Source organism: Actinacidiphila acididurans (assembly GCF_016918855.1).
Lineage (GTDB): Bacteria > Actinomycetota > Actinomycetes > Streptomycetales > Streptomycetaceae > Actinacidiphila > Actinacidiphila acididurans.
Genome location: NZ_JADKYB010000007.1, coordinates 114,317 through 134,091, shown reverse-complemented (window position 1 = coordinate 134,091; position 19,775 = coordinate 114,317). Strand labels below are relative to the sequence as shown.

Annotated in this window: 21 protein-coding genes and 1 pseudogene; 11 read left to right on the top strand and 11 right to left on the bottom strand. The window is 71.3% G+C overall.

Annotation, left to right across the window (positions count from 1 at the left end; all coding sequences use genetic code 11):
* Positions 1-29 precede the first annotated feature (29 nt).
* Complete coding sequence (locus tag ITX44_RS14980) at positions 30-344, bottom strand: hypothetical protein (protein WP_205357702.1); 315 nt, start codon at positions 342-344, stop codon at positions 30-32.
* A gap of 243 nt (positions 345-587) precedes the next feature.
* Between ITX44_RS14980 and ITX44_RS14975 the strand changes: the two are divergent.
* From ITX44_RS14975 to ITX44_RS14965, 3 genes and pseudogenes are all read left to right on the top strand, one after another.
* Positions 588-1,094 (top strand): annotated as a pseudogene (locus ITX44_RS14975) (SigE family RNA polymerase sigma factor); the annotation flags it as partial.
* A 187-nt stretch (positions 1,095-1,281) separates the two neighbouring features.
* Positions 1,282-2,016: a hypothetical protein gene (locus ITX44_RS14970; protein ID WP_205357700.1), complete on the top strand. Its 735-nt coding sequence runs from the start codon at positions 1,282-1,284 to the stop codon at positions 2,014-2,016.
* Positions 2,017-2,101: 85 nt separating this feature from the next.
* Positions 2,102-2,905, top strand: coding sequence for a hypothetical protein (locus tag ITX44_RS14965; RefSeq protein ID WP_205357699.1), 804 nt, complete (start codon positions 2,102-2,104; stop codon positions 2,903-2,905).
* A gap of 75 nt (positions 2,906-2,980) precedes the next feature.
* On the opposite strand, the gene metG is transcribed toward ITX44_RS14965, so the two are convergent.
* Positions 2,981-4,705 carry a methionine--tRNA ligase gene (gene metG, locus ITX44_RS14960; protein ID WP_205357698.1) on the bottom strand — a complete coding sequence of 575 codons (1,725 nt, stop codon included), beginning with the start codon at positions 4,703-4,705 and terminating at the stop codon, positions 2,981-2,983.
* A gap of 271 nt (positions 4,706-4,976) precedes the next feature.
* Between metG and ITX44_RS14955 the strand changes: the two genes are divergently transcribed.
* Entirely contained in the window at positions 4,977-5,219 is a 243-nt protein-coding gene (locus ITX44_RS14955; protein WP_205357697.1) for a DUF397 domain-containing protein, read from the top strand.
* A 42-nt stretch (positions 5,220-5,261) separates the two neighbouring features.
* On the opposite strand, the gene ITX44_RS14950 is transcribed toward ITX44_RS14955, so the two are convergent.
* Positions 5,262-5,735 (bottom strand): ATP-binding protein, encoded by a 474-nt coding sequence (locus tag ITX44_RS14950; RefSeq protein ID WP_205357696.1) that lies wholly within the window; start codon positions 5,733-5,735, stop codon positions 5,262-5,264.
* Positions 5,736-5,916: 181 nt separating this feature from the next.
* Between ITX44_RS14950 and ITX44_RS14945 the strand changes: the two genes are divergently transcribed.
* The 6 genes from ITX44_RS14945 to ITX44_RS14920 all read left to right on the top strand — a co-directional run bounded on the left by ITX44_RS14945 (position 5,917) and on the right by ITX44_RS14920 (position 12,303).
* On the top strand, positions 5,917-6,783 hold the full coding sequence (locus ITX44_RS14945; RefSeq protein WP_205357695.1) for a Sco1979 family transcriptional regulator: 867 nt from the start codon (positions 5,917-5,919) through the stop codon (positions 6,781-6,783).
* A 166-nt stretch (positions 6,784-6,949) separates the two neighbouring features.
* Positions 6,950-7,336 (top strand): anti-sigma factor antagonist, encoded by a 387-nt coding sequence (locus ITX44_RS14940; RefSeq protein WP_205357694.1) that lies wholly within the window; start codon positions 6,950-6,952, stop codon positions 7,334-7,336.
* A 180-nt stretch (positions 7,337-7,516) separates the two neighbouring features.
* The gene (locus tag ITX44_RS14935; RefSeq protein WP_205357693.1) at positions 7,517-8,980 is read left to right on the top strand and encodes an LCP family protein; all 1,464 of its coding nucleotides are present in this window, start codon (positions 7,517-7,519) and stop codon (positions 8,978-8,980) included.
* A 103-nt stretch (positions 8,981-9,083) separates the two neighbouring features.
* On the top strand, positions 9,084-9,545 hold the full coding sequence (locus ITX44_RS14930) for a hypothetical protein (protein WP_205357692.1): 462 nt from the start codon (positions 9,084-9,086) through the stop codon (positions 9,543-9,545).
* 311 nt (positions 9,546-9,856) lie between these two features.
* The gene (locus tag ITX44_RS14925) at positions 9,857-10,624 is read left to right on the top strand and encodes a MarR family winged helix-turn-helix transcriptional regulator (RefSeq protein ID WP_236060620.1); all 768 of its coding nucleotides are present in this window, start codon (positions 9,857-9,859) and stop codon (positions 10,622-10,624) included.
* On the top strand, positions 10,621-12,303 hold the full coding sequence (locus ITX44_RS14920; RefSeq protein WP_205357691.1) for an MDR family MFS transporter: 1,683 nt from the start codon (positions 10,621-10,623) through the stop codon (positions 12,301-12,303). Before ITX44_RS14925 ends, ITX44_RS14920 begins: the two co-directional genes overlap by 4 nt.
* A 26-nt stretch (positions 12,304-12,329) precedes the next feature.
* Here ITX44_RS14920 and ITX44_RS14915 read toward each other — a convergent pair whose 3' ends face one another.
* Positions 12,330-12,560: a DUF2277 family protein gene (locus tag ITX44_RS14915; protein ID WP_205357690.1), complete on the bottom strand. Its 231-nt coding sequence runs from the start codon at positions 12,558-12,560 to the stop codon at positions 12,330-12,332.
* 74 nt (positions 12,561-12,634) lie between these two features.
* A complete protein-coding gene (locus tag ITX44_RS14910) occupies positions 12,635-12,910 on the bottom strand; it encodes a hypothetical protein (protein WP_205357689.1) in 276 nt (91 codons plus the stop codon).
* 12 nt (positions 12,911-12,922) lie between these two features.
* Between ITX44_RS14910 and ITX44_RS14905 the strand changes: the two genes are divergently transcribed.
* On the top strand, positions 12,923-14,161 hold the full coding sequence (locus ITX44_RS14905; RefSeq protein ID WP_205357688.1) for an acyl-CoA dehydrogenase family protein: 1,239 nt from the start codon (positions 12,923-12,925) through the stop codon (positions 14,159-14,161).
* 220 nt (positions 14,162-14,381) lie between these two features.
* Here ITX44_RS14905 and ITX44_RS14900 read toward each other — a convergent pair whose 3' ends face one another.
* The 6 genes from ITX44_RS14900 to ITX44_RS14875 form a co-directional block, all read right to left on the bottom strand.
* A complete protein-coding gene (locus tag ITX44_RS14900) occupies positions 14,382-14,939 on the bottom strand; it encodes a GAF domain-containing protein (RefSeq protein WP_205357687.1) in 558 nt (185 codons plus the stop codon).
* A gap of 83 nt (positions 14,940-15,022) precedes the next feature.
* Positions 15,023-15,628 (bottom strand): GTP-binding protein, encoded by a 606-nt coding sequence (locus tag ITX44_RS14895; protein WP_205357686.1) that lies wholly within the window; start codon positions 15,626-15,628, stop codon positions 15,023-15,025.
* Positions 15,600-16,022, bottom strand: a complete 423-nt coding sequence (locus ITX44_RS14890) for a DUF742 domain-containing protein (RefSeq protein ID WP_372440916.1) — start codon at positions 16,020-16,022, stop codon at positions 15,600-15,602. Before ITX44_RS14890 ends, ITX44_RS14895 begins: the two co-directional genes overlap by 29 nt.
* On the bottom strand, positions 16,019-16,435 hold the full coding sequence (locus tag ITX44_RS14885) for a roadblock/LC7 domain-containing protein (protein ID WP_205357685.1): 417 nt from the start codon (positions 16,433-16,435) through the stop codon (positions 16,019-16,021). The genes ITX44_RS14890 and ITX44_RS14885 overlap by 4 nt, the downstream gene beginning before the upstream one ends.
* A 55-nt stretch (positions 16,436-16,490) precedes the next feature.
* Positions 16,491-18,302: a sensor histidine kinase gene (locus ITX44_RS14880; RefSeq protein ID WP_205357684.1), complete on the bottom strand. Its 1,812-nt coding sequence runs from the start codon at positions 18,300-18,302 to the stop codon at positions 16,491-16,493.
* A 188-nt stretch (positions 18,303-18,490) separates the two neighbouring features.
* A complete protein-coding gene (locus ITX44_RS14875; protein WP_205357683.1) occupies positions 18,491-19,417 on the bottom strand; it encodes an MEDS domain-containing protein in 927 nt (308 codons plus the stop codon).
* Between the last annotated feature and the right edge of the window lie 358 nt (positions 19,418-19,775).

Below are 19,775 nucleotides of genomic sequence, written 5' to 3'. Positions count from 1 at the left end.
CCGGAAGCCGGAGTCCGTCCGGGCGGCGGTCAGCCGTTCTGCGCGGAGGCGCCCGGAGCCGCGGGTGCGCCGGGTGCGGTGGGAGTGCCGGGCGCCGCGGGGGCGCTCGGCAGGTCCGGGATCACCCAGGCGCCGTCCGAGGAACCGCCCTTGCAGACCTGACCGGTCAGGGAGAGTCCGGACTCCACTTTGCCGCCGCCGGAGGTGCAGGTGGCCGACGTGACGAAATTCACCGTGGGTGCGCCGGGCGCCGGGGCCGACGGGGTCGACGCCATTGCGGCGGGCACCGCGAGTACGGTCATCGCGACAGTGCTCATGGCCAGGGCGGTCAGCAGTTTCCTCATGGGACACTCCAATCCTTGGGCGGGAATTGCGGGGTGTGGGGGGTGAGACGTCCCGCTTCAAGAATTACCGGACGTGGTTGCGCGACCGCGTAAAGTGATAATGAAGCGGCGCGCGCGAGGAACAGGCCGCCGCCGCGTACCCCCGTCACCGCCCGCACCGCGCGTCGCCGCGGCCCCGCTCCGTTTTCCGGGGTGTCCGGGGCAACCTCATTCCGCACCGAGGGCGTTCCTGAAGTGTGGGAGATGAGGTGGACGGTGAGGGAACCCCTCGGGTTCGAGGAATTCGTCGCGGCCCGCGGCCCGAGACTGCTGCGGGTCGCCTGGCTGCTCACGGGCGACGCCCACCTCGCCGAGGACCTGCTGCAGACGGTCCTGGCCCGGGTCTGGCCCAAGTGGCCGCGGATCGCCGCGGAGAACCCGGAGGCGTACGTCCGTACGGCGCTGGTGCACACCCACGCCTCGTGGTGGCGCCGCCGCTGGCGGGCCGAGGTCCCGCACGGCGAACTGCCGGACCGCGCCCGCCCGGGCGACCCCTTCGCCGACGTGGACCTGGAACAGGCCCTGGCCGAGGCGATCCGCGCGCTTCCGGTACGGCAGCGCGCGGTGGTGGTGCTGCGCTACTTCGAGGACCTGAGCGTCGCCGAGACCGCCGAGGCCCTGGGCTGCACCGAGGGCACGGTCAAGAGCCAGGCCGCCAAGGCCCTGCGCGCCCTGCGCGACCGCCTGCCGGCCACGGTCTCGCTCCCGGGCACCCGGGAATCGCCGGACCGGGCGGGCGTACGGGAAGCGGCACCCTCCGGATCGACCGGCACGGACCCGCGGACCGGATCGGACGCGGACCGCACGTCGCCGGACGTCCGGGCCGTGGACGAAGGGCATCACGCCGGGCGGCGGCCGTGCTGAGAGCCGCGGGGACCATCGGAGGGGGGTGGACGGGGTGACCGTGGAGGAGGACGACCTGCGGGCGTTGCTGGAGCGCGGGGTGCCGCAGCTTCCGGCGCCGGCGCAGCGCCTGGAGCGGATCCGGGAACGGGTGCGCCGCAGGCGGCGCCGCCGGGCCGCCGGGGTGTCGGCGCTCCTGGTGACCGCCATCGCCGGCGCGGGAGTGCTGCTGCCCGGGGGCGGCCGGGACGGCGGGGCCGGGACCGAGCCGGGCGCGCCTCCGCCCGCCGCGGCCGGCACCGCGGCGCCCACCACCGACCCGCGCACCTTCACCCCTCCCCCGACCACCGACAAGCGGCTCGTCCGGTTCGGGAACCCGGCGCTGACCCTGCGGCTGCCGCCGGGCTGGCAGGGGAGCGAGGCGTACGGCAACGTGTTCGCCGCCAGCCAGGCGCTGTGGCCCCAGGCGGCCTGCGCGCAACCGACTCAGCAGATGTGCCTGCCGCTGCGTCACCAACTCGCCCCCGGCGGCGGCTACCTGGTCGTCTCGGTCGTCAAGAGCCCGGGTCTGGCGGCCAAGGCCGTGCCGGGCAAGAACATCAGCCCGGCGCTGACGGTCCCCAAGGACTGCCGCGTCGAGGGCGGCACCGAGCAGTGGTACGTCATGCTCGCCGACCCCCACCGCCCCGCCACCGGCAAGGTGCTGACCGGCGTGTACTGCCTGGCCCGCCCCACCGCCGCCGAGCGCCGGGCCGTGCAGGACGCCCTGCTCTCGGTGAGCTTTTCCTGAGCCCCTCACGGCGACGTGACGTACCGCCGACCGCGCGCGCCGCTCCCCCTCGACCCCTCCCCCTCGTCCCGAAAGGCCGTTTTCCATGCGCATATCCCGCGGGGTGCCCCGCCGTCACCGCGGTCCGGCCGCGGCCGTGGGCGTGCTGTCCCTGCTGGCACTGCCGGTGCTGGCCGGGTGCGCGCACCCGGGGACCGCGGCGCAGCCCTCGCACGTGACGAAGGACGTGCCGGTGCCGCGGGTGGTGCCCGCCGAGGCCGGGCGGGCGGGACGGTCCGCGCCGCAGCCCGCGCCGGCCCGGCTCCCGGGACTCGGCCCGGCCACCCTCGCCCGGGTGCCGGCCACGGCCCGCCAGGTGGTGCTGGTCACCGGCGCCGGGCACGACGCGTCGCGGTCCACGGTCGCCCTCTACCGGCTCGACCCGGTGCGCGGCTGGGTCGCCGCCGGGCCCGCCTGGCCGGGGCACAACGCGCTGCGCGGCTGGACGTCCGACCACCACACCGGTGATCTGCGGTCCCCGATCGGGGTGTTCGCCCTCACCGACGCGGGCGGCCGGCTCGCCGACCCGGGCACCCGCCTGACCTACGACCACGCCCCGATCGGCTTCACCGTGCACGGCACCGGCTTCAACGGGGAGCCGCTGGCCCACGCCTTCGACTACGTGATCGCGATCGACTACAACCACGTACCGGGTACGTCACCGCGCGACTGGACCCGGCCGCTCGGCGCGTCCCGGGGCGGCGGCATCTGGCTGCACGTGGACCACGGCGGCCCCACCCAGGGCTGCGTGTCGCTGCCGGCCGCGGCGATGCGGACCCTGCTGCGCACGCTGGACCCGGCCCTCCACCCGGTGGTGGTGATGGGGGACGCGGCCGCGCTGTCCCGCTGACCGCCCGTCGGTACGGGTCCGGGCGTACGGACGCGCGGGTCCGTACGCCCGGGGTGTCCGTAAGCGCGCAAGCGCTCAGGCCGCCGCGTCCGGGTCGCCGCCGAACCGCTCGACGTACGATGCCAGTTCCTCGTCGGTGATCTTGGCGAACAGCACCGGCGGCAGAGTGAAGGGCGTGCCGGCCGGGACCGCGGCCAGGGCGCGGGCCTCGTCCGGGGTGACCCAGGCCGCGTCGTCGGCGGGCAGTTCGAAGGCGGTGCGCATCGCGCGGGCCGAGGCGGGGATGAAGGGCTGGGAGACCACCGCGTACAGGTGGATGAGGTTCATCGCGGTCCGCAGGGTCAGCGCCGCGCCCTCCGGGTTGGTCTTGATCTCCAGCCAGGGCGCCTTCTCCTCCAGGTAGGAGTTGCCGGCGCTCCACAGCGCCCGCAGGGCCTGCGCGGCCTTGCGGAACTGGAGGGTCTCCAGGTGCGCCTCGTACTCCGCCAGCAGCCCGGCGATCTGCTCACCGAGCCGGACCTCGGCCGCTCCCGCCGCCTCGCCCGCCGGGACCTGCTCGCCGAACCGCTTGCGGGAGAAGGACAGCACCCGGTTCACGAAATTGCCGAGGGTGTCGGCCAGGTCCTTGTTGACGGAGGCCGCGAACAGCTCCCAGGTGAAGGAGGTGTCGTCCGACTCGGGCGCGTTCGCCATCAGGAAGTAGCGCCAGTAGTCGGCGGGGAGGAGTTCGAGTGCGGCATCCGTGAAGATCCCGCGCCGCTGCGAGGTGGAGAACTTGCCGCCGTAGTAGTTCAGCCAGTTGAAAGCCTTGACGTAGTCGACCTTCTTCCACGGTTCACGTGTGCCCAACTGCGTGGCCGGGAACATCACGGTGTGGAAGGGGACATTGTCCTTCGCCATGAACTCCGTGTACCGAACCGTCTCATCGGCCTCGTACCACCACGATTTCCAGTCCCGGTTCCCGGGATCGGCGTCGGCCCATTCCTTGGTGGAACCGATGTACTCGATCGGCGCGTCGAACCACACGTAGAAGACCTTGCCCTCGGCGGCCAGCTCAGGCCAGGTGTCGGCGGGGACGGGGACGCCCCATTCGAGGTCGCGGGTGATCGACCGGTCCTGGAGGCCCTCGGTGAGCCACTTGCGGGCGATCGAGGAGGCCAGGGTCGGCCATTCGGCGCCGTTGGCGTCGATCCACGCCTCCACCTCGCCGGCCAGCTTGGACTGCAGGAGGAAGAGGTGCTTGGTCTCGCGGACTTCCAGCCGGCTGCTTCCGCTGATCGCCGAGCGGGCCTCGATCAGGTCGGTCGGGTCGAGCACGCGGGTGCAGTTCTCGCACTGGTCGCCGCGCGCCTTGTCGTACCCGCAGTGCGGGCAGGTGCCGACGATGTAGCGGTCGGGCAGGAAGCGCTCGTCGTCCAGCGAGTACACCTGGCGGATCGACCGCTCCTCGATGAAGCCGTTGGTGTTCAGCGCGCGGGCGAATTCCTGGGTGATGTCCCGGTTCTCCGCGGAGGAACTGCGGCCGAAGTGGTCGAAGGACAGCTCGAATCCGTCGTAGACCGCCTTCTGCGCGTCGTGCGCGCGGGCACAGAAGACGTCCACCGGGAGTCCGGCCTCCTTGGCGGCCAGTTCGGCCGGGGTGCCGTGCTCGTCCGTGGCGCAGATGTACAGCACTTCGTGACCGCGCTGCCGCAGATACCGGGCGTAGACGTCCGCCGGGAGCATGGACCCCACCATGTTGCCCAGGTGCTTGATCCCGTTGATATAGGGCAGGGCTGAAGTGATGAGGTGACGAGCCATTGCAGGCTGCTCCCAATTCGTTGCGCGGAGTGATGAATTCAGCTTCGGGGCCGGTGCCGGGCCGGTTCTGATGCTCAATATCGTATCGGACCCATCGGGCGTATCTCCCGCCGATTTCACCTGACGGACCCGGCCGGGGACGGAGCGTACCGGGTCCACCCAGAAGTTCACCGGGTGTGACTGCACGTGCACTTGCACGTGCAGATGCACGTGCGGGCGTGGCGAGTTATCATCGTTGAGGACCAGGCACGGTACTTATGGGGAGTGGCTGATGCGTCGGACGCACAATGGAATGGCCGCCGAAGACCTCACAGGAGTGGTCTGGCAGAAGAGCCGTCACAGCAACGCGAATGGCACCTGCATGGAGTTTGCCGCGCTGCCTGACGGAGAAGTCGCCGTCCGCAATTCACGCTTTCCGGACGGCCCCGCGCTCATTTACACCCGGGCCGAGATCGAATCGATGATCATCGGGGTGAAGGCGGGCGAGTTCGATCACCTGATCGCCGCCGGCTGACGCCGGACTTTCCCGCGGGTCCGCCCGCGGGCCGAACACGACTCAGCGGCGCTCCGCCGCGAGGAAGAGCGCCCAGACGACTTTGCCCGCGCCCGTCAGCGGGAACCAGCCCCAGCCTTCGCTGAAGGATTCCACCAGGTGCAGTCCGCGGCCGGTCTCCGCGACGAAGTCGGGGTCCTTGGGGACCGGTCCGACCGGACTGGGGTCGCGCACCGCACACACCACTCGTGACGTCCAGCGCACGATGCTCAGCCGCACCGGCCGGCCCGGCGACCCCACCGGCACGCCGTATCGCAGTGCGTTGGTCACCAGTTCCGAGGCGACCAGTTCCATCGACTCGCGCAGGGCGGACAGATCCCAGTGCTGAAGGGTCGTACGAGTGAACCGGCGCGCCTCACGCACCGATTCGAAGGCGGCAGGCAGTTCGCAGGTGGCTCCGTCACCGGCGGCGAGCCGCTCGGGTGCGAGCACGCGCTGCCTTAACGGCTCCAGCACTGCTGCGGCCTCTTGCCTCATACGTGCCCCCGGAGTATCTGCACAGGGACCATGCTCATGGATCGGGACCACATGATGCAAGGGCGTCTGCACGTGCATCTGCAAGGAATTGATGCACGTGACGTTGGAGAGTGACTGAATGGGTACTGCGCGCAGTCCGTTAGTGGCAGACTGCTGATGAACCAAGGGCGGAGCGTGACCTATGAGCGCAGGGCAGCCGGGAGGCGGGTCCATCGTGCGACGAATGCTGCTCGGGGCGCAGCTACGCAGGCTGCGTGAGACCCGGGGCATCACCAGGGAGGACGCGGGCTACTCGATCCGCGCCTCCGAGTCGAAGATCAGCCGCATGGAGCTGGGCAGGGTCAGCTTCAAGGAGCGGGACGTCGCCGACCTGCTGACCTTGTACGGAGTCACCGACGAGGCGGAGCGCACCGCGATGCTCGGCCTGGTCAGCGAGGCCAACGCGGCCGGCTGGTGGCACGGGTACGGCGAGGTGATGCCGACCTGGTTCCAGACGTACGTAGGCCTGGAGGAGTCCGCGGCCCTCATCCGTACGTTCGAGGTCCAGTTCGTGCACGGCCTGCTGCAGACGGAGGACTACATAAGGGCGGTGATCCGACTTGGTCACCCCGAAGGAGCCGACTCCTGGGTGGAACGACGAGTCGGACTACGTCTGGAGCGGCAGAAGCTGCTCGTGTCCGAGCGGGCCCCGCACTTCGTCGCGGTGATGGACGAGGGTGCGCTGCACCGGCCGTTCGGCACCCGCCAGGTGATGCGCGACCAGATCCGGCACATTCTGGAGGCGGCCGAGGCGCCGAACGTGGACGTACGGATCCTGCCGTTCGCCACCGGCGGCCACGCGGCGGGCGGCGGCGCCTTCACACTGCTGAGCTTCCCCGAGTCCGACCTGCCGGATCTCGTCTACCTGGAGCAGCTCACCGGCGCTCTCTACGTCGACAAGCACGACGAAGTGGTCGAGTACGACAAGGCGATGAACGCGCTGGACAAGGTGGCCCTCTCGCCGGCCGATTCGCTGGACTGGCTGAACTCCTTCCAGTCCGAGATGTGACGCGTCCGGTCCGCGATGTGACCCCGGAGGACGACGACACACGGTGACGGCCACCCGGTCGGCATTGCGCCAATCGGGTGAACCTCGGCCACCGATTGTCCCGTCGGCCTCCCCCGCGACACCGCCGCACCGCTACGGTAACCGCAGGTCAGGTGAGGGGGCTGCGGTGCACCACGGGGATCGGCCGGAGCACGCGCACCGGCCCGGCGACATCATCCCGCCACCGACGGCGTTCGCGCGCACGTACCGGATACGTGACATCACGGTGGTCGAGCTGACCGGCGAGATCGACCTCGGCGCGGCCCCGTTCGTGGTCCCGCACCTGGACGCCGCCGCGGCATGGCCGCGGGTGGTGCTCGACCTGGGCCCGCTGGAGTTCATCGACTGCTACGGCCTGTCCCTGCTGCTGCGCGGCCGGCGCCGGATCACCGACCGCGGCGGCGAGGTGCGGATGGCGTGCGCCCGCCCGCAGACCCGCCGGCTGCTCACCCTCACCGGCCTGGACGCCGTCTTCCACCCGGTGCACACGCTCGCCGATGCGCTGGAGCCGTAGCGGAGCCGTAGCGTCCGGCGAAGGCGCTGCCCGGTCCGCGCCGCCGGCGCGGCGCGCCCGCCGTCCGTCTCGCGTGCCCCGTCCCGTAACCCCTGTGACCCCTGTCATACGGGTGTTCGGGGCGCCGTGATAGACGTGGGGCCCTCGTTGTGCGCAGGTCGCCGGACCGAAGGGCTGGGCATGGGTGTTCGGGGCGTCAAGCGCGAACGCAGCCGGAAGAAGATCGTCATAGCGGTGATCGCCTCGCTGGCGGTCGTGATCGTCGGCGCCGCCGGTGCGATCTACCTCAAGCTGAACGCCAACATCTCGACCTTCGACGCGTCGGGCCTGTCCAAGAACCGCCCGGCGGAGGCGAAGGCCGACGCCAACGGCGACAAGCCGGTGAACATCCTGCTGATCGGCTCCGACTCCCGGGCCGGCGCGAACGGCAAGCTCGGCGGCTCGGCCGCCGGACCCATCGGCCGCTCGGACACCACGATCCTGCTGCACGTCTACCCCGACCACAAGCACGCGGTGGGCATATCGATACCCCGCGACTCCCTGGTCGACATACCCCCGTGCCTGCTGCCCGACGGCACCTGGTCCGCCGACAAGCCCCAGGCCATGTTCAACTCGGCCTTCTCCACCGGCGACACCGCGAAGGGCAACCCGGCCTGCACCCAGAACACGGTGGAGAAGCTCGCCGGGATGCGGATCGACCACACCCTGGTGATCGACTTCGCCGGCTTCGCGTCCATGACCTCCGCCGTCCACGGCGTCGAGGTCTGCGTGCCCAACAACATCTACCAGGGCGACCTGAACCCCAACCTCGGCCACCGGGGCAACCTCGTCCTGCCGGCCGGGATGCAGAACCTGTCCGGCCGGAAGGCCCTGGACTACGTGCGGATGCGGCACGGCATCGGCGACAACTCCGACGTCGGCCGGATGATGCGCCAGCAGGCCTTCCTGTCCGCCCTGATCGCCAAGGTCAAGAACGGCGGCATGAGCCTGACCAACATGCTCCCGCTGGCCAACGCCGTCACGAAGTCCCTCACCGTGGACCCGGCCCTGGACAGCGGCCTGAAGCTGGCGAAGTTCGGGCTGTCGATGCAGAACATCGACCTGAAGAACATCAAGTTCATCACCGCGCCCTGGCGCTACGTCGGCGCGCGGATAGACCTGGTCCACCCGGACGTGGACAACCTCTTCGACACCCTGAAGGCGAACCAGACCCTGGACGGCGTCAACGCCTCCGGCAAGGTCACCCCCAAGCCGACGCCGACCCCGACCGTGGACGGCACCGGCGTGCAGGTGGGCGTCTACAACGGCACCACCATGACGGGCCTGGCCGGCAAGGGCGCGGACAAGCTCACCGCCTCCCACTACACCGTCACCACCACCACGACCGCCCGCAGCCAGGACCACGCCACCACCCTGATCGAGTACGGCGCCGCCGACCAGGCCCAGGCCAAGGCGCTGGCCGGCCTCTTCCCGGGCTCGCAGCTGGAGCAGCTGAACATCTCCGGCATCAACGTGGTGCTCGGCCAGGACTACGCCAAGGCCGCGGCCACCGCCCCGCCCAAGCCGCTGCCGAAGTCGCTCACCCAGCAGGCCCGCAGCGCCGACGCCAACCCCTGCTCCAAGCTGTCCTACGGGCAGTCCTAGGAGCGAGCCCGGCCCGCGGGGCCCCGGCAGGGGCCGGATAGACTCCGGTCCGGGCGCCGCGCCGTCCGCCGGGCGCCCGTCGAGACCTCTGGGGGGAGCCGCGATGCGTGACGAGGGCAGCTCGCGGCGAGCCGTGCTGCGGGCCGGCGTGATCTCCGCGGCGGCCGCGCTCGCCGGCGGTCTCGCCGCCGGCCTGGCCCCGGCCGCGTCCGCCGACACGGCGCCGATGCCGAGCGTGCCGATCCCGCGGCGGGTGCGCACCGCGATGTCGATCGCCATGGCGCCGGCCCGGCCGTACCGGAACGCGCGGCTGACCGCCACCGGCGCGGTCACCCAGCTCACCCGCCGCGGCTGGGTGCGCCTGCCCGGCGCCCGCGTGGTGCTGGCCTTCCGTCCGCAGGGCGACAGCCAGTGGTACTGGGTGGTCAAGGGCCGCGCCGACGCGGCCGGCCGCTACAAGCTGGTGACCGAGGCATACGGCCCGGGCACCTGGGCGACCTACCTCGAGCCGGACGCCGCGCACCGCTACAGCGAGTCCCGGCAGGTGTTCGTCCCGGTCCGCTGAGCCGGCGGGCGTGCGTCTCCCTTCGCTGATCCGGCGGCTGTACGTGCCCGTCCGCCGATCCGGCAGGCGTGCGTTCCCCGTCCGCCGGGCCGGGCGCGGGCGCGTACGGCCGCACCGGGCCTCGTACGACTCCTCGCACCACCCCCTGAGCCGCCCCGGGGCACCCCTGGCGGCCGGGACGCGCCGCTGATCGCCTCAGGGCGCCCGCCGGGTGCCTGCTGTGCCGGGCGGGGCACGGGGGACGATGCTCCGGACCGGTCGTATGCTTATCTTATTGCTTGAGGCAAGCAAGTTTTTCCGGAGGCGATGCGATGGACGACGGAACCGGCGCCGGCGCGGACGACGCGGTGCTGGACGACGCGGTGCTGGACGACGCGGTGCTGGACGACGCGGTGCTGGACGACGCGGTGCTGGACGACGCGGTGCTGGACGAGGCGGCGCTGGCGGACGGCGCCGCTCTTGGTGGTGAGCTGACCCGGCTGGTCCGGCTGATGAACGTGCTGAAGCAGCGCGGCCGGGACGAGAACCAGTGGAGCTCGGGCGACCGGATGCTGCTCGCGCGGCTGGTCGACTGCGGCGAGCAGCGCGCCACCGACCTGGCGGCCGACACTCTGCTCGACCTGTCCACGGTCAGCCGGCAGGTCCGGTCCCTGTTCGAGCGGGGGCTGATCAGCCGCCGGCCCGACCCGGAGGACAAGCGCGGCGCGCTGCTGGCCGTCACCGCGGCCGGCCGCGCCGAGGTGCTGCGCTTCCGTGCGCAGCGCGACCGGGCGATCGCGGGCGCCCTCGCCGCCTGGCCCGCCGCCGACCGGCGGGAGCTCGTACGGCTGCTCGGCCGGCTCACCGAGGCCCTGGGCGAGGCCTACGCGGCCCACGCCCCCGCCGAGAGCCCGGCCGTAGCCGCCGCGGCCCGGCCCGCTCCGGCCCCGCCGGACCGGACCCCGGACGAGCCCCCGCCCGACCCGGACCGCCCGCACCCGCCCGCACCGGCCGACCCCGCCGGTTCCGCCGCCTCCGCGGCCCCCCACCGCCCGCGCGCACACGATGCCGCGGCCTGGATCAAGGAGCCCACTCCGTGACCACGTCCGTCAGCCGAACGTCGGCGGCGCCGGCCGAGCCCGGCGCGCTCAGCCACCGCAAGATCCTCACCATCCTCAGCGGCCTGATGCTGGGCATGTTCCTGGCCTCGCTGGACCAGACGATCGTCAGCACGTCCATCCGGACCATCGCCGACGACCTGCACGGGCTGAACGAGCAGGCGTGGACCACCACCGCCTACCTGATCACCTCGACCATCACCACGCCGCTGTACGGCAAGCTGTCCGACCTCTACGGGCGCAAGCCGTTCTTCCTCACCGCGATAGGCGTGTTCATCGTCGGCTCGGTGCTGTGCACGTTCTCCACCTCAATGGTGGAGCTGGCGGCCTTCCGGGCCTTCCAGGGCCTGGGCGCCGGCGGTCTGATGTCGCTGGCGCTGGCGATCATCGCCGACATCGTCTCGCCCCGCGAGCGGGCCCGCTACCAGGGCTACATCCTGTCCGTGTTCGGCCTGTCCAGCGTGGCCGGACCGCTGATCGGCGGCTTCCTGGCCGGCCAGAGCAGCATCCTCGGCATCGTCGGCTGGCGCTGGGTCTTCCTGGTCAACGTGCCGATCGGCCTGGTGGCACTGGTCGTGGTCGCCAAGGTGCTGGACATCCCGAACCGCCGCCGCGAGCACCGGATCGACTGGTGGGGCGCGACCACCATCGCCCTCGGCGTGGTGCCGCTGCTGCTCGTCGCCGAGCAGGGCGAGTCCTGGGGCTGGGGCTCGGTGCCGGCGATCCTCTGCTACGTGATCGGCGTGGCAGGCTGCGTGTCGTGGGTACTGATCGAGCGGGTGATGGGCGACGACGCCCTGGTGCCGATGCGGCTGTTCGGCAACACCGTCTTCAGTCGGACCAGCCTGCTCAGCGCGATGGTCGGCATGGTGATGTTCGGCGGGCTGCTGATGATCCCGCAGTACCTCCAGATCGTGAAGGGCGCGAGCCCCACCAAGTCCGGTCTGCTGATGCTGCCGCTCATGCTGGGCCTGATGACCGCCTCGGTGGTCACCGGCCAGACCACCTCCCGGACCGGCCGGTACAAGATCTTCCCGGTGATCGGCACGGCGGTGATGTGCGTCGCGCTGCTGCTGTTCTTCTTCGAGTTGCAGTGGAACACCCCGCTGCCCGAGACCAGCGCCATGATGGTGCTGTTCGGCGCGGGGCTGGGCTGCACGATGCAGCCACTGACGCTCTCCATGCAGAACACGGTGCCGCCGCAGGACATGGGCACGGCGACCGCGGGGGCGACCTTCTTCCGTCAGCTCGGCGGCACCGCGGGCACCGCCATCTTCCTGTCGGTGCTGTTCAGCACGGTCGGCTCGAAGATCGCGGACGCCTTCACCAAGGCCCGCGGCCACGCCGACTTCCAGGCCGCGATCGCCGCGCACCCGCACGCCATCAGCCCGGACAGCGCCAAGACGGTGGTCACCGACTCGTCGTTCCTCAAGCAGCTGGACCCGGTGCTGGCCGAGCCCTTCAAGCAGGGGTTCGCCAACGCGATGCACGTGGTGTTCCTGATCGCCGCGATGCTCGCCGCGCTGTGCTTCCTGCTGATGCTCACCATCCGCGAGGTGCCGCTGCGGCGCCTGTCCGGCATCCAGGCGCGCGCGGCCGAGACGGCGGGCCGCCCGGAGGCCGAGCCGGCGCCCGAGCCCGCGCCCTCCAAGGAGGCGTAGCCGCTCCCGGCGGGGCCGCGGCGGTCCTACGCCTGGGCCGCCGCGCCCGCCACGCCGCGGATCTCCAGGCCGTCCAGGAGGGCGGCGGTGGCCGCCGCCACGGCCTCGACGGCCTCCTCGAACACCTCCCGGTTGTGGGCGGCGGGGGCGCGGAACCCGGACACCTTCCGGACGTACTGCAGGGCGGCCGCCCGGATGTCCTCGTCGTGCACCTCGGGGGCCATGGGCGGGCGCAGGGTCTTGATGCTTCGGCACATGCCCCCCAGTCTCGCGCCTTCCCGTCCCGCGTGACACAGTGCCGGGTTCACGTTTCCGCGGAAAAACGGTATTGTCATGGGCACATGCCCGAACGTTTGTTTGGTTTTAAGCGCAACGCTCTACCGTGAAACAGCGGAGCGCGGGCCTTATGCCGCAAATTGCTTTCGGTCGGATCGAAGTTGGCAATATTTCCGCTTGCTTTGGCCCAGATCCAGCCAATCCAATGGTCGATCTTGAATCGTCGGTTTCGAGTCACCACCATGATCCTGTCGACCTGTTCAAGACCGGGATGGGCGTTGCGGCAGCACTTCCTGCGCACTTCACCCGAGGCGGGCAGGAAGACTTCCATGGAGGGGTTCGGTTGAGCGGCTACTTCACGACACAACGGCACGAGCGGCTGCGTGAGCTGGTCAGGGACTTCGCGGAACGCGAGGTCCGTCCTCGGATTCCCGCGATGGAGTCATCGAGGAGCGTGGAGTACGAACTGTCGCGTTTGATCGCGCGACAGGGCTGGATCGGGGTCACAATCGGCCGCGGTTACGGCGGTATGGGCATGGGCCACCTGGCCAAGACCATCATTATCGAGGAACTCGCCCGGGTCAGCGGCGCCATGGGCGCGATGGTGCAGGCCTCGCAGCTCGGCGTCGCGAAGATCGTGCACTTCGGCTCCGAGGAGCAGAAGTGGCAGTGGCTGCCGCGGATAGCCGCCGGCGACTGCCTGCCGACCATTGCCGTCACGGAGCCCGGCTCGGGCGGCCACGTGCTCGGCATGGAGGCCACCGCGGTCCGCGACGGCCACGACTACATCCTCAACGGCCGCAAGGTCTTCGTCGGCAACAGCCACGTGGGCGACCTGCACGGCGTCGTGGTCCGCACCGGACCGGGCTCCCGCGGCCTGAGCGCCTTCCTGGTCGAGGCCGACCGGCCCGGCTTCTCGCTCGGCGAGCACCAGCCCGCGATGGGCCTGCACGGCTTCAGCTTCGGCGAGCTGATCTTCGAGAACTGCCGGGTCCCGGCGGCCAACCGGCTCGGCAACGAGGGCGACGGCCTGCCGGTCGCGTACTCCTCCAGCGTGCTGTACGGCCGGCCCAACCTCACCGCGGTCGCCCTGGGCATCCACCAGGCCATCCTGGAGGAGACCACCGCCTTCGCCTCCAACCGGCAGCGCTACGGCAAGCCGCTGTACGACGTCGCCCCGGTCAAGCTGAAGATCGGCCAGATGCAGTCCCGGCTGATGACCGCGCGCCTGGCCGCGTACCACGCCGCTTTCCTGCTGGACCAGGGCGAGTCGTGCGACGCGGAGCTGATGAACGCCAAGCTGATCAACGTGGAGATGGCGCTGGACTCGGCGCGTACCGCGATGGAGATCCACGCGGCCAGCGGGCTGTTCACCAACAGCCCGGTCGAGCGCTACCTGCGCGACGCGCACCACATCTTCGCCCCGGCCGGGACCTCCGACGTCCAGCTCCTGCGGCTGGGCGAGGTCGCGCTGGGCCTTGACAAGGGGCAGTGGTCGCAGCGGCTGTCGGACCTGGTCCGACTCGACCCGATGCCGATGGGCCGGATCGGTCACCTTCCGCTGGGCAACCTGCCCGTCTGATCGCCTTTCTGACGCCGCACCGTTCGCCGGCCCGGGCCGGCGGTCGTATCCGGGCGCGTACCTCACGCGACAGCGTGCGGGCGCGCCCGTTCGCGTGCGCCCTTCGCATGTGCCCGTTCGCGTGCGCGCGCTTACGTGCGTTCACGTGCGCCGGCCGGGTCCCGGCGGCGGTCTGACCCCCCGCAGTCAGACCCGCCGGGCCGCTCACGCGGCTGACCCGTTACTGGCCGGGTTCCTGCTCGCGCCGCTGGAGCACCGAGGTCACCTGCTCGGCGACCCCCTTGATGTTCTCCACGTCCTGCTTGGTCCACTGGATCGGCTCGGTGTCGATCACGCACACCGTGCCCAGGGTGACCCCGGAGACCGGGTCCTTCACCGGTGCGCCCAGGTAGGTGCGTATACCGAGCTCGTCCACCACCGAGTTGCCGGCGAACCGCGGGTAGGCGCAGACGTCCGCCAGCGGCAGCGCGGTGCCGCGGCTGACCACGTGCGGGCACCAGCCCTGGTCCATCGTCATCTCACGGGCCGGCCCGGTGCCGCCGGCCAGCGGCTGCGCGCCGGCGGGGCCGGACAGACCGGCGAAGTACTGCCGGCCCTCCACCATGAAGTTGACCATCGCGTACGAGGCGCCGGTGATTTCCCGCAGCCGGTCGGCGATCGCGTCCAGCTCCGGGTAGGGCTGGTCGACGATGCCCATCGCCTGCAGACGTTCCGCGCGCACCCGTGTCTGCTCGGGGTCCTCTTCGATATTCGTACGGTTGCTGGGATCGAATGTCATGACGTCCGGCTTCCTGTCGGGAAACGTTCCTGTCGGATCTTGTCGGGGCGGAGAAGTGGTCGTGAGGGTGGTACTGGTGCTGCTCAGGCCACCGCGGTCGCCTGGAGGAGGTGCGTGACCAGGTCGATCAGCACCCGGGTGGAGGAGCTGCCCTGCCGCGCGTCGCAGAGCACGACCGGCACGTGCGGGGCCAGCGCGAGCGCACCGCGCACCTCGTCGGGGGTGTAGGAGTAGGAGCCGTCGAACTCGTTGACGGCGACGAGGAACCGCATGCCGCGGCTCTCGAAGAAGTCCACGGCGTCGAAGCAGTCCACCAGCCGCCGGGTGTCGGCCAGGATCACCGCGCCCAGGGCGCCGTTGGACAACTCGTCCCACATGAACCAGAAACGATCCTGCCCGGGCGTGCCGAACAGGTACAGGATGTACTGGTCGTCCAGGGTGATCCGGCCGAAGTCCATGGCCACGGTGGTCGTGGTCTTGTTCTGCACCCCGTCGAGGTGGTCGGTGCCGGCGCTGGCCACCGTGACCGTCTCCTCGGTGCTCAACGGCTCGATCTCACTGGCGGTGCCGACGAAGGTGGTCTTGCCGACCCCGAACCCACCCGCGACCAGGATCTTCAGCGGCTGAGGATAAATGTCGTCGGTGGTCTGGGTCGCGCCGTCACTGCCGTAGTCGTTTGTGTAGGCCATCGAGCACTCTCTGCAGGATGTCCCGGTCCGCGGGGTCGGCGGCCGGGTCTGGCGGACGGGCCGTCACGGCCCCTTGGTCGATCAGGTCGGAGAGCAGGATCTTCGCCACCGCGACGGGGAGTTTGAGGTGGGCGCCGATCTCGGCCACGGTCACCGGGGAGCGGCTGATGTCGAGGGCCAGCGTGTGCTCGGGGGTCAGGTCGACCTTGAGCGCACGCCCGGTGGCCCGGACCATGGACAGCAGTTCGAGCGCCACGCTGGGCCTGGTCCGGCCGCCGCTGACGGTGTAGGGCCGGACCAGGCGGCCCGCGTCGGCGTCCAGCCAGCTGTTGTCACGGCCCTCGGGCCGGCGTTCCGGTCCGGCCCGCCGGCCCAGCCCCTCGGCCCGGCTCACCGTACCGCGGACGCCGCGTTGCGGGCCGGAGTCTCCAGGCTCTTGGTCACCTGGATGATCAGTCGGCTCATCTCGAAGCCGAGCACGCCAGGATCGGCCTCGGGCCCGGCCAGCACCGCCAGCACGCTGCCCTTGCCCGCCGCCGAGACGAACAGCAGAGCGCCGTCGAGTTCGGCGACCACCTGGCGGGCCTGCGGTCCGTTCCCGAAGTGCTTGCCGGCGCTGCGCACGATCGACCAGAGCCCCGAGGCGACCGCCGCGAGGTGGTCGGCACCCTCGACGTCCAGTCCGTGCACCGCTCTCTTGATGCCGTCGGACGACAGCAGGACGGCGGCACGGGTGTAGGGGACCCGGCCGACGAGGTCCTCAAGCAGCCATCCGAGCTCGTTGCCGGATGTTGTGTCGCTCGCCATCAGTGGAACTCCTAGGAACGTAACGCGAGATCGGGGGATACGCGAGTCGGGGAAGTCACTCGCCGGACAGTCCAGACTGCTCCTCGGCGGCACGCACTCCTCGGCGGTAGGTGGCCATCAGCCCCGGGTTCGCGGGGGTGAACTCCGCTTCCTCGGCGGAGCCGGACTGCCACGGCGAGGACTGCGGTCGCTGCAACTGCGGTGCCATGTGGGTCTGCTGGGTGCGCTGGGGGAGCGGCGGGCGGCCGTTCTGGCCGGCCCCCTCGCTCGCGGCGGTCGGCTGACCCTGGGTGCGGGCCTGCGGCTGCCCGGGCTGCCCCGGCTGCGGGTAGAGCTGACGGGTCTGCTCCTGCGGCTGCGGCTCGGCGTAACCGCGGGTCTGCGGCTGGGCGTACGCCTGCTGCGCCGTCGCCTGCTGCGGGTACGGGGAGGTGCCGCCGTAACCGGCACCGGCGTACGGCTGCTGGTACGCGGCGCTCTGCTGCTGCGCGCCGGCCGGGGCCCCGGCTGCCGCGCCGACCGGTTCGGCGGCGACGGCGGCGCGCTCCCGCACGGGAGCGGGGGCGGTCACGGCGGCGGGAGCGGGAGCGGCGGACAGCGCGGCCTGCGGCTGGGCCGGGGCCACCGCGACGGGCCGGCGGGCCTCCTGGTGGGCGGCCTCCTCGGTGCGGCCGTGGTCCTCCTCGCCGTCGTCGTCCGCGCCCTCGGCGGCCAGCAGGGGGTTGGGCAGCAGCACCAGGCTGGTCACACCGCCGAACAGGTTGCGGCGCAGTTCGACCCGGATCGAGTGCTGGCGGGCCAGGACGGCGACCACGTACAGGCCGACGCGGCCGTCGTTGAGCAGGGCGCCCAGCTCCACGCGCTCGGGGTTGGACAGCAGGGCGTTGCGCATCCGCTCGTCGTCCGGTTCCTGGCCGAGGCCGCGGTCCTCGATCTCCACCACGAGACCGGTGGTGACCCGCTGGGTGCGGACGTAGACCTGGGTGCCGGGAGGGGAGAAGGCGGTGGCGTTCTCGATGAGCTCGGCGAGCAGGTGGACGACGTCGGCGACCGCGCCACCGTCGAGTCGGCCGTCGATCGGCGGCACCGGCTTGACCCGGGAGTAGCGCTCGACCTCACCGATCGCGGAGCGGACCACGGAGGCCAGCGGCACGGGCTTGCGCCACTGGCGGCGGGTGACCTCGCCGCCGAGCACGGCGACGTTCTCGACGTAGCGCCGTATCCGGGTGGCGATGTGGTCGACCTCGAACAGGCCGCGCAGCAGGTCCGGGTCCTCGACCTGCTGCTCCAGCTCGTCGAGAATGCGGATGCCCTGGTGGACCAGGGACTGCAGCCGCCGGGCGAGGTTGACCAGAACGGTGACCTGCTGGGTGGCGGCCGCGTTGGGCGCCGGCATGTCGGACGCCTCGACCACCGCGGTGTACGCGGCGAGCTGGGAGTACTCGATCTGGCCGAGCAGTTGGCCGAACGGCCCGGAGACGGTGCGCGGTTCGGGGGCGGCCGGCGGCGGGGCGGGGGTGCGGCCCTGGCGGACCTCCTCCAGCGCCCGGCGCAGCCGCTCGTCGCCGAAGGAGACGGCGTTGGCCACGTCCGCCGCGGCGCGCTGGAGTTCGCTCTGCGCGCGCGTGGCCCGGCGCTGGGCGCGGCCCGCCGCGGCTATGCCCCAGCCGAGCACCCCCAGGGCCAGGACGAACAGGACGATGAGCACGACGGCGCGCTTCGACCCGGTCGGATGAGCGGCCAGCAGCCAGGCGGCCGTGCCACCGCCGAGGATCACCAGTGCGGCGCCCTCGATGAGGACTACGCGCTGGAAGTCGGGGACGGCGGACGACCGGGGAGCGCGTCGGCTGGTTGAGAGAGTGGTCATCGACGTCCTCAGCACACTGGGCGACTACTGGCATCAACCGTCACACTGGGCACCGATTATCACATGTGTGCAGATATCGGTCCTGGTGTTCCGTCAATCCCCGCACTGCCGGACAGAGTCGAGCACGAGCGGGCATGTGAGCGGACAACAGCCTTGCACAAGTAGCAAGTTCGATGCCACGCGCATAGTCACTCGGCTTCCCGGGAAACATGGCCCGACACGTGGCGGATCCGCAGGTCGACCTCGTCCGAGTTGCCGTCCGATTCGTCTGCGCCGCACAGCCTGAGCAGCCGGTACTGGGCCGCTGTGCATTCGATGGCAATCGAATTCGGCAATTTCGTCCGACCTGTTCCGCGCGCGGCGATTCCGAGCAGGAATCGGGCGCAGTGTGCCCCCATGAATGCCAGTCCCGTGATATCAATCACGCCGAGCCCGGGATCGTCCGCCGCCTCCCGCAGCGAAAGCTCGTACTCCTCGCGAGTGGCCAGATCCGCGTCCCCGACGAGCCGGAGCACGTCGCCCTCCCGGCGGGTGAGCAGCCCCTCGGTCGGCGGCAGGATCGACAGCGGATGACCGGCCGCCGCGGGGTTGTCCCCGAGCACCCCGAAGACCCGCCGGTCGTACTCGCACATCCCGGTCAGGCCCAAGTCGGCGAAGAGCCCGGTGATCCCCGCCTCGTACCGCGCGAGGTCGGCCGGGTCGACGTCGTGGCCGGCCGCCCACGCCATGTCGCCGGCCGCCCGCAGCCCGGTGAAGCCGCAGGCCAGCGCGGTGTCGTAGGCCGAAGACCAGAAGCCGGTGCGCACCCCGGGGTCGAAGCCGGAGGCGGGGTGGTATCCGGGCTGCTCGGTGACGAACTCCAGCCGGCCGTCCTTGGCGGCGCGCTCGGCCCGCAGCCCGTGCTCGGCCAGCCGGTCCAGCGCGACGGTCCCGTCCACCCCGGCCTCGGTGCAGATCAGCACCCGCTCCCCGCGCACCAGCCCCGCGGCCGCGAAGGCGGCCCTGGCCGCCCACCGCTGGTCGTCGCCGGTGAAATCGAGGCAGGCGTGATCACCCGCGGCCAGCCGCTCGACGGCGACGGTCCGCGGGGTCGGTCCGGTGCCCTGGGCAACCATGCCACCTCGCATAGGGCAGAACGTACGCCGATCAGTCCGGCCGACACGCCCCGCGACCGGATCTCCACCATCGGTGACCGCAAGTGATCATTTTCGGCCATCCGGTTACGTGTCCGGTGGAGGTGCCGACCGGTTCTCCTCGCGTGGATTCTCAGACGTTTCACAGAAACGGCCAAGGCTGTTTTCATAGCGCGCCCACAGGGTGTCCACCATGGCTAACACCTCACCGCTCCCGAACCGTTCGACGGGCGTCCCCGGCGCCCGTACCGCCGTCGGCCGTGGCACCGCGACCGGTACGACCGCCGCCCGCGCCGCGGCCGCCCGTACCGCGGCGACCGCCCGTAACGCCGCTGCCCGG

Excerpts from the sequence above, each read along its gene's own strand:
- ITX44_RS14965 (WP_205357699.1), top strand. The coding sequence starts at position 2,102 with ATGCGCATATCCCGCGGGGTGCCCCGCCGTCACCGCGGTCCGGCCGCG.
- ITX44_RS14910 (WP_205357689.1), bottom strand. The coding sequence starts at position 12,910 with ATGGAAGTCTTCCTGCCCGCCTCGGGTGAAGTGCGCAGGAAGTGCTGC.
- ITX44_RS14885 (WP_205357685.1), bottom strand. The coding sequence starts at position 16,435 with ATGGCGAGCGACACAACATCCGGCAACGAGCTCGGATGGCTGCTTGAG.
- ITX44_RS14875 (WP_205357683.1), bottom strand. The coding sequence starts at position 19,417 with ATGGTTGCCCAGGGCACCGGACCGACCCCGCGGACCGTCGCCGTCGAG.
- ITX44_RS14980 (WP_205357702.1), bottom strand. The coding sequence starts at position 344 with ATGAGGAAACTGCTGACCGCCCTGGCCATGAGCACTGTCGCGATGACC.
- ITX44_RS14880 (WP_205357684.1), bottom strand. The coding sequence starts at position 18,302 with ATGACCACTCTCTCAACCAGCCGACGCGCTCCCCGGTCGTCCGCCGTC.
- ITX44_RS14950 (WP_205357696.1), bottom strand. The coding sequence starts at position 5,735 with ATGAGGCAAGAGGCCGCAGCAGTGCTGGAGCCGTTAAGGCAGCGCGTG.
- ITX44_RS14895 (WP_205357686.1), bottom strand. The coding sequence starts at position 15,628 with ATGGCCTACACAAACGACTACGGCAGTGACGGCGCGACCCAGACCACC.
- ITX44_RS14925 (WP_236060620.1), top strand. The coding sequence starts at position 9,857 with ATGGACGACGGAACCGGCGCCGGCGCGGACGACGCGGTGCTGGACGAC.
- metG (WP_205357698.1), bottom strand. The coding sequence starts at position 4,705 with ATGGCTCGTCACCTCATCACTTCAGCCCTGCCCTATATCAACGGGATC.
- ITX44_RS14930 (WP_205357692.1), top strand. The coding sequence starts at position 9,084 with ATGCGTGACGAGGGCAGCTCGCGGCGAGCCGTGCTGCGGGCCGGCGTG.
- ITX44_RS14945 (WP_205357695.1), top strand. The coding sequence starts at position 5,917 with ATGAGCGCAGGGCAGCCGGGAGGCGGGTCCATCGTGCGACGAATGCTG.
- ITX44_RS14955 (WP_205357697.1), top strand. The coding sequence starts at position 4,977 with ATGCGTCGGACGCACAATGGAATGGCCGCCGAAGACCTCACAGGAGTG.
- ITX44_RS14935 (WP_205357693.1), top strand. The coding sequence starts at position 7,517 with ATGGGTGTTCGGGGCGTCAAGCGCGAACGCAGCCGGAAGAAGATCGTC.
- ITX44_RS14900 (WP_205357687.1), bottom strand. The coding sequence starts at position 14,939 with ATGACATTCGATCCCAGCAACCGTACGAATATCGAAGAGGACCCCGAG.
- ITX44_RS14915 (WP_205357690.1), bottom strand. The coding sequence starts at position 12,560 with ATGTGCCGAAGCATCAAGACCCTGCGCCCGCCCATGGCCCCCGAGGTG.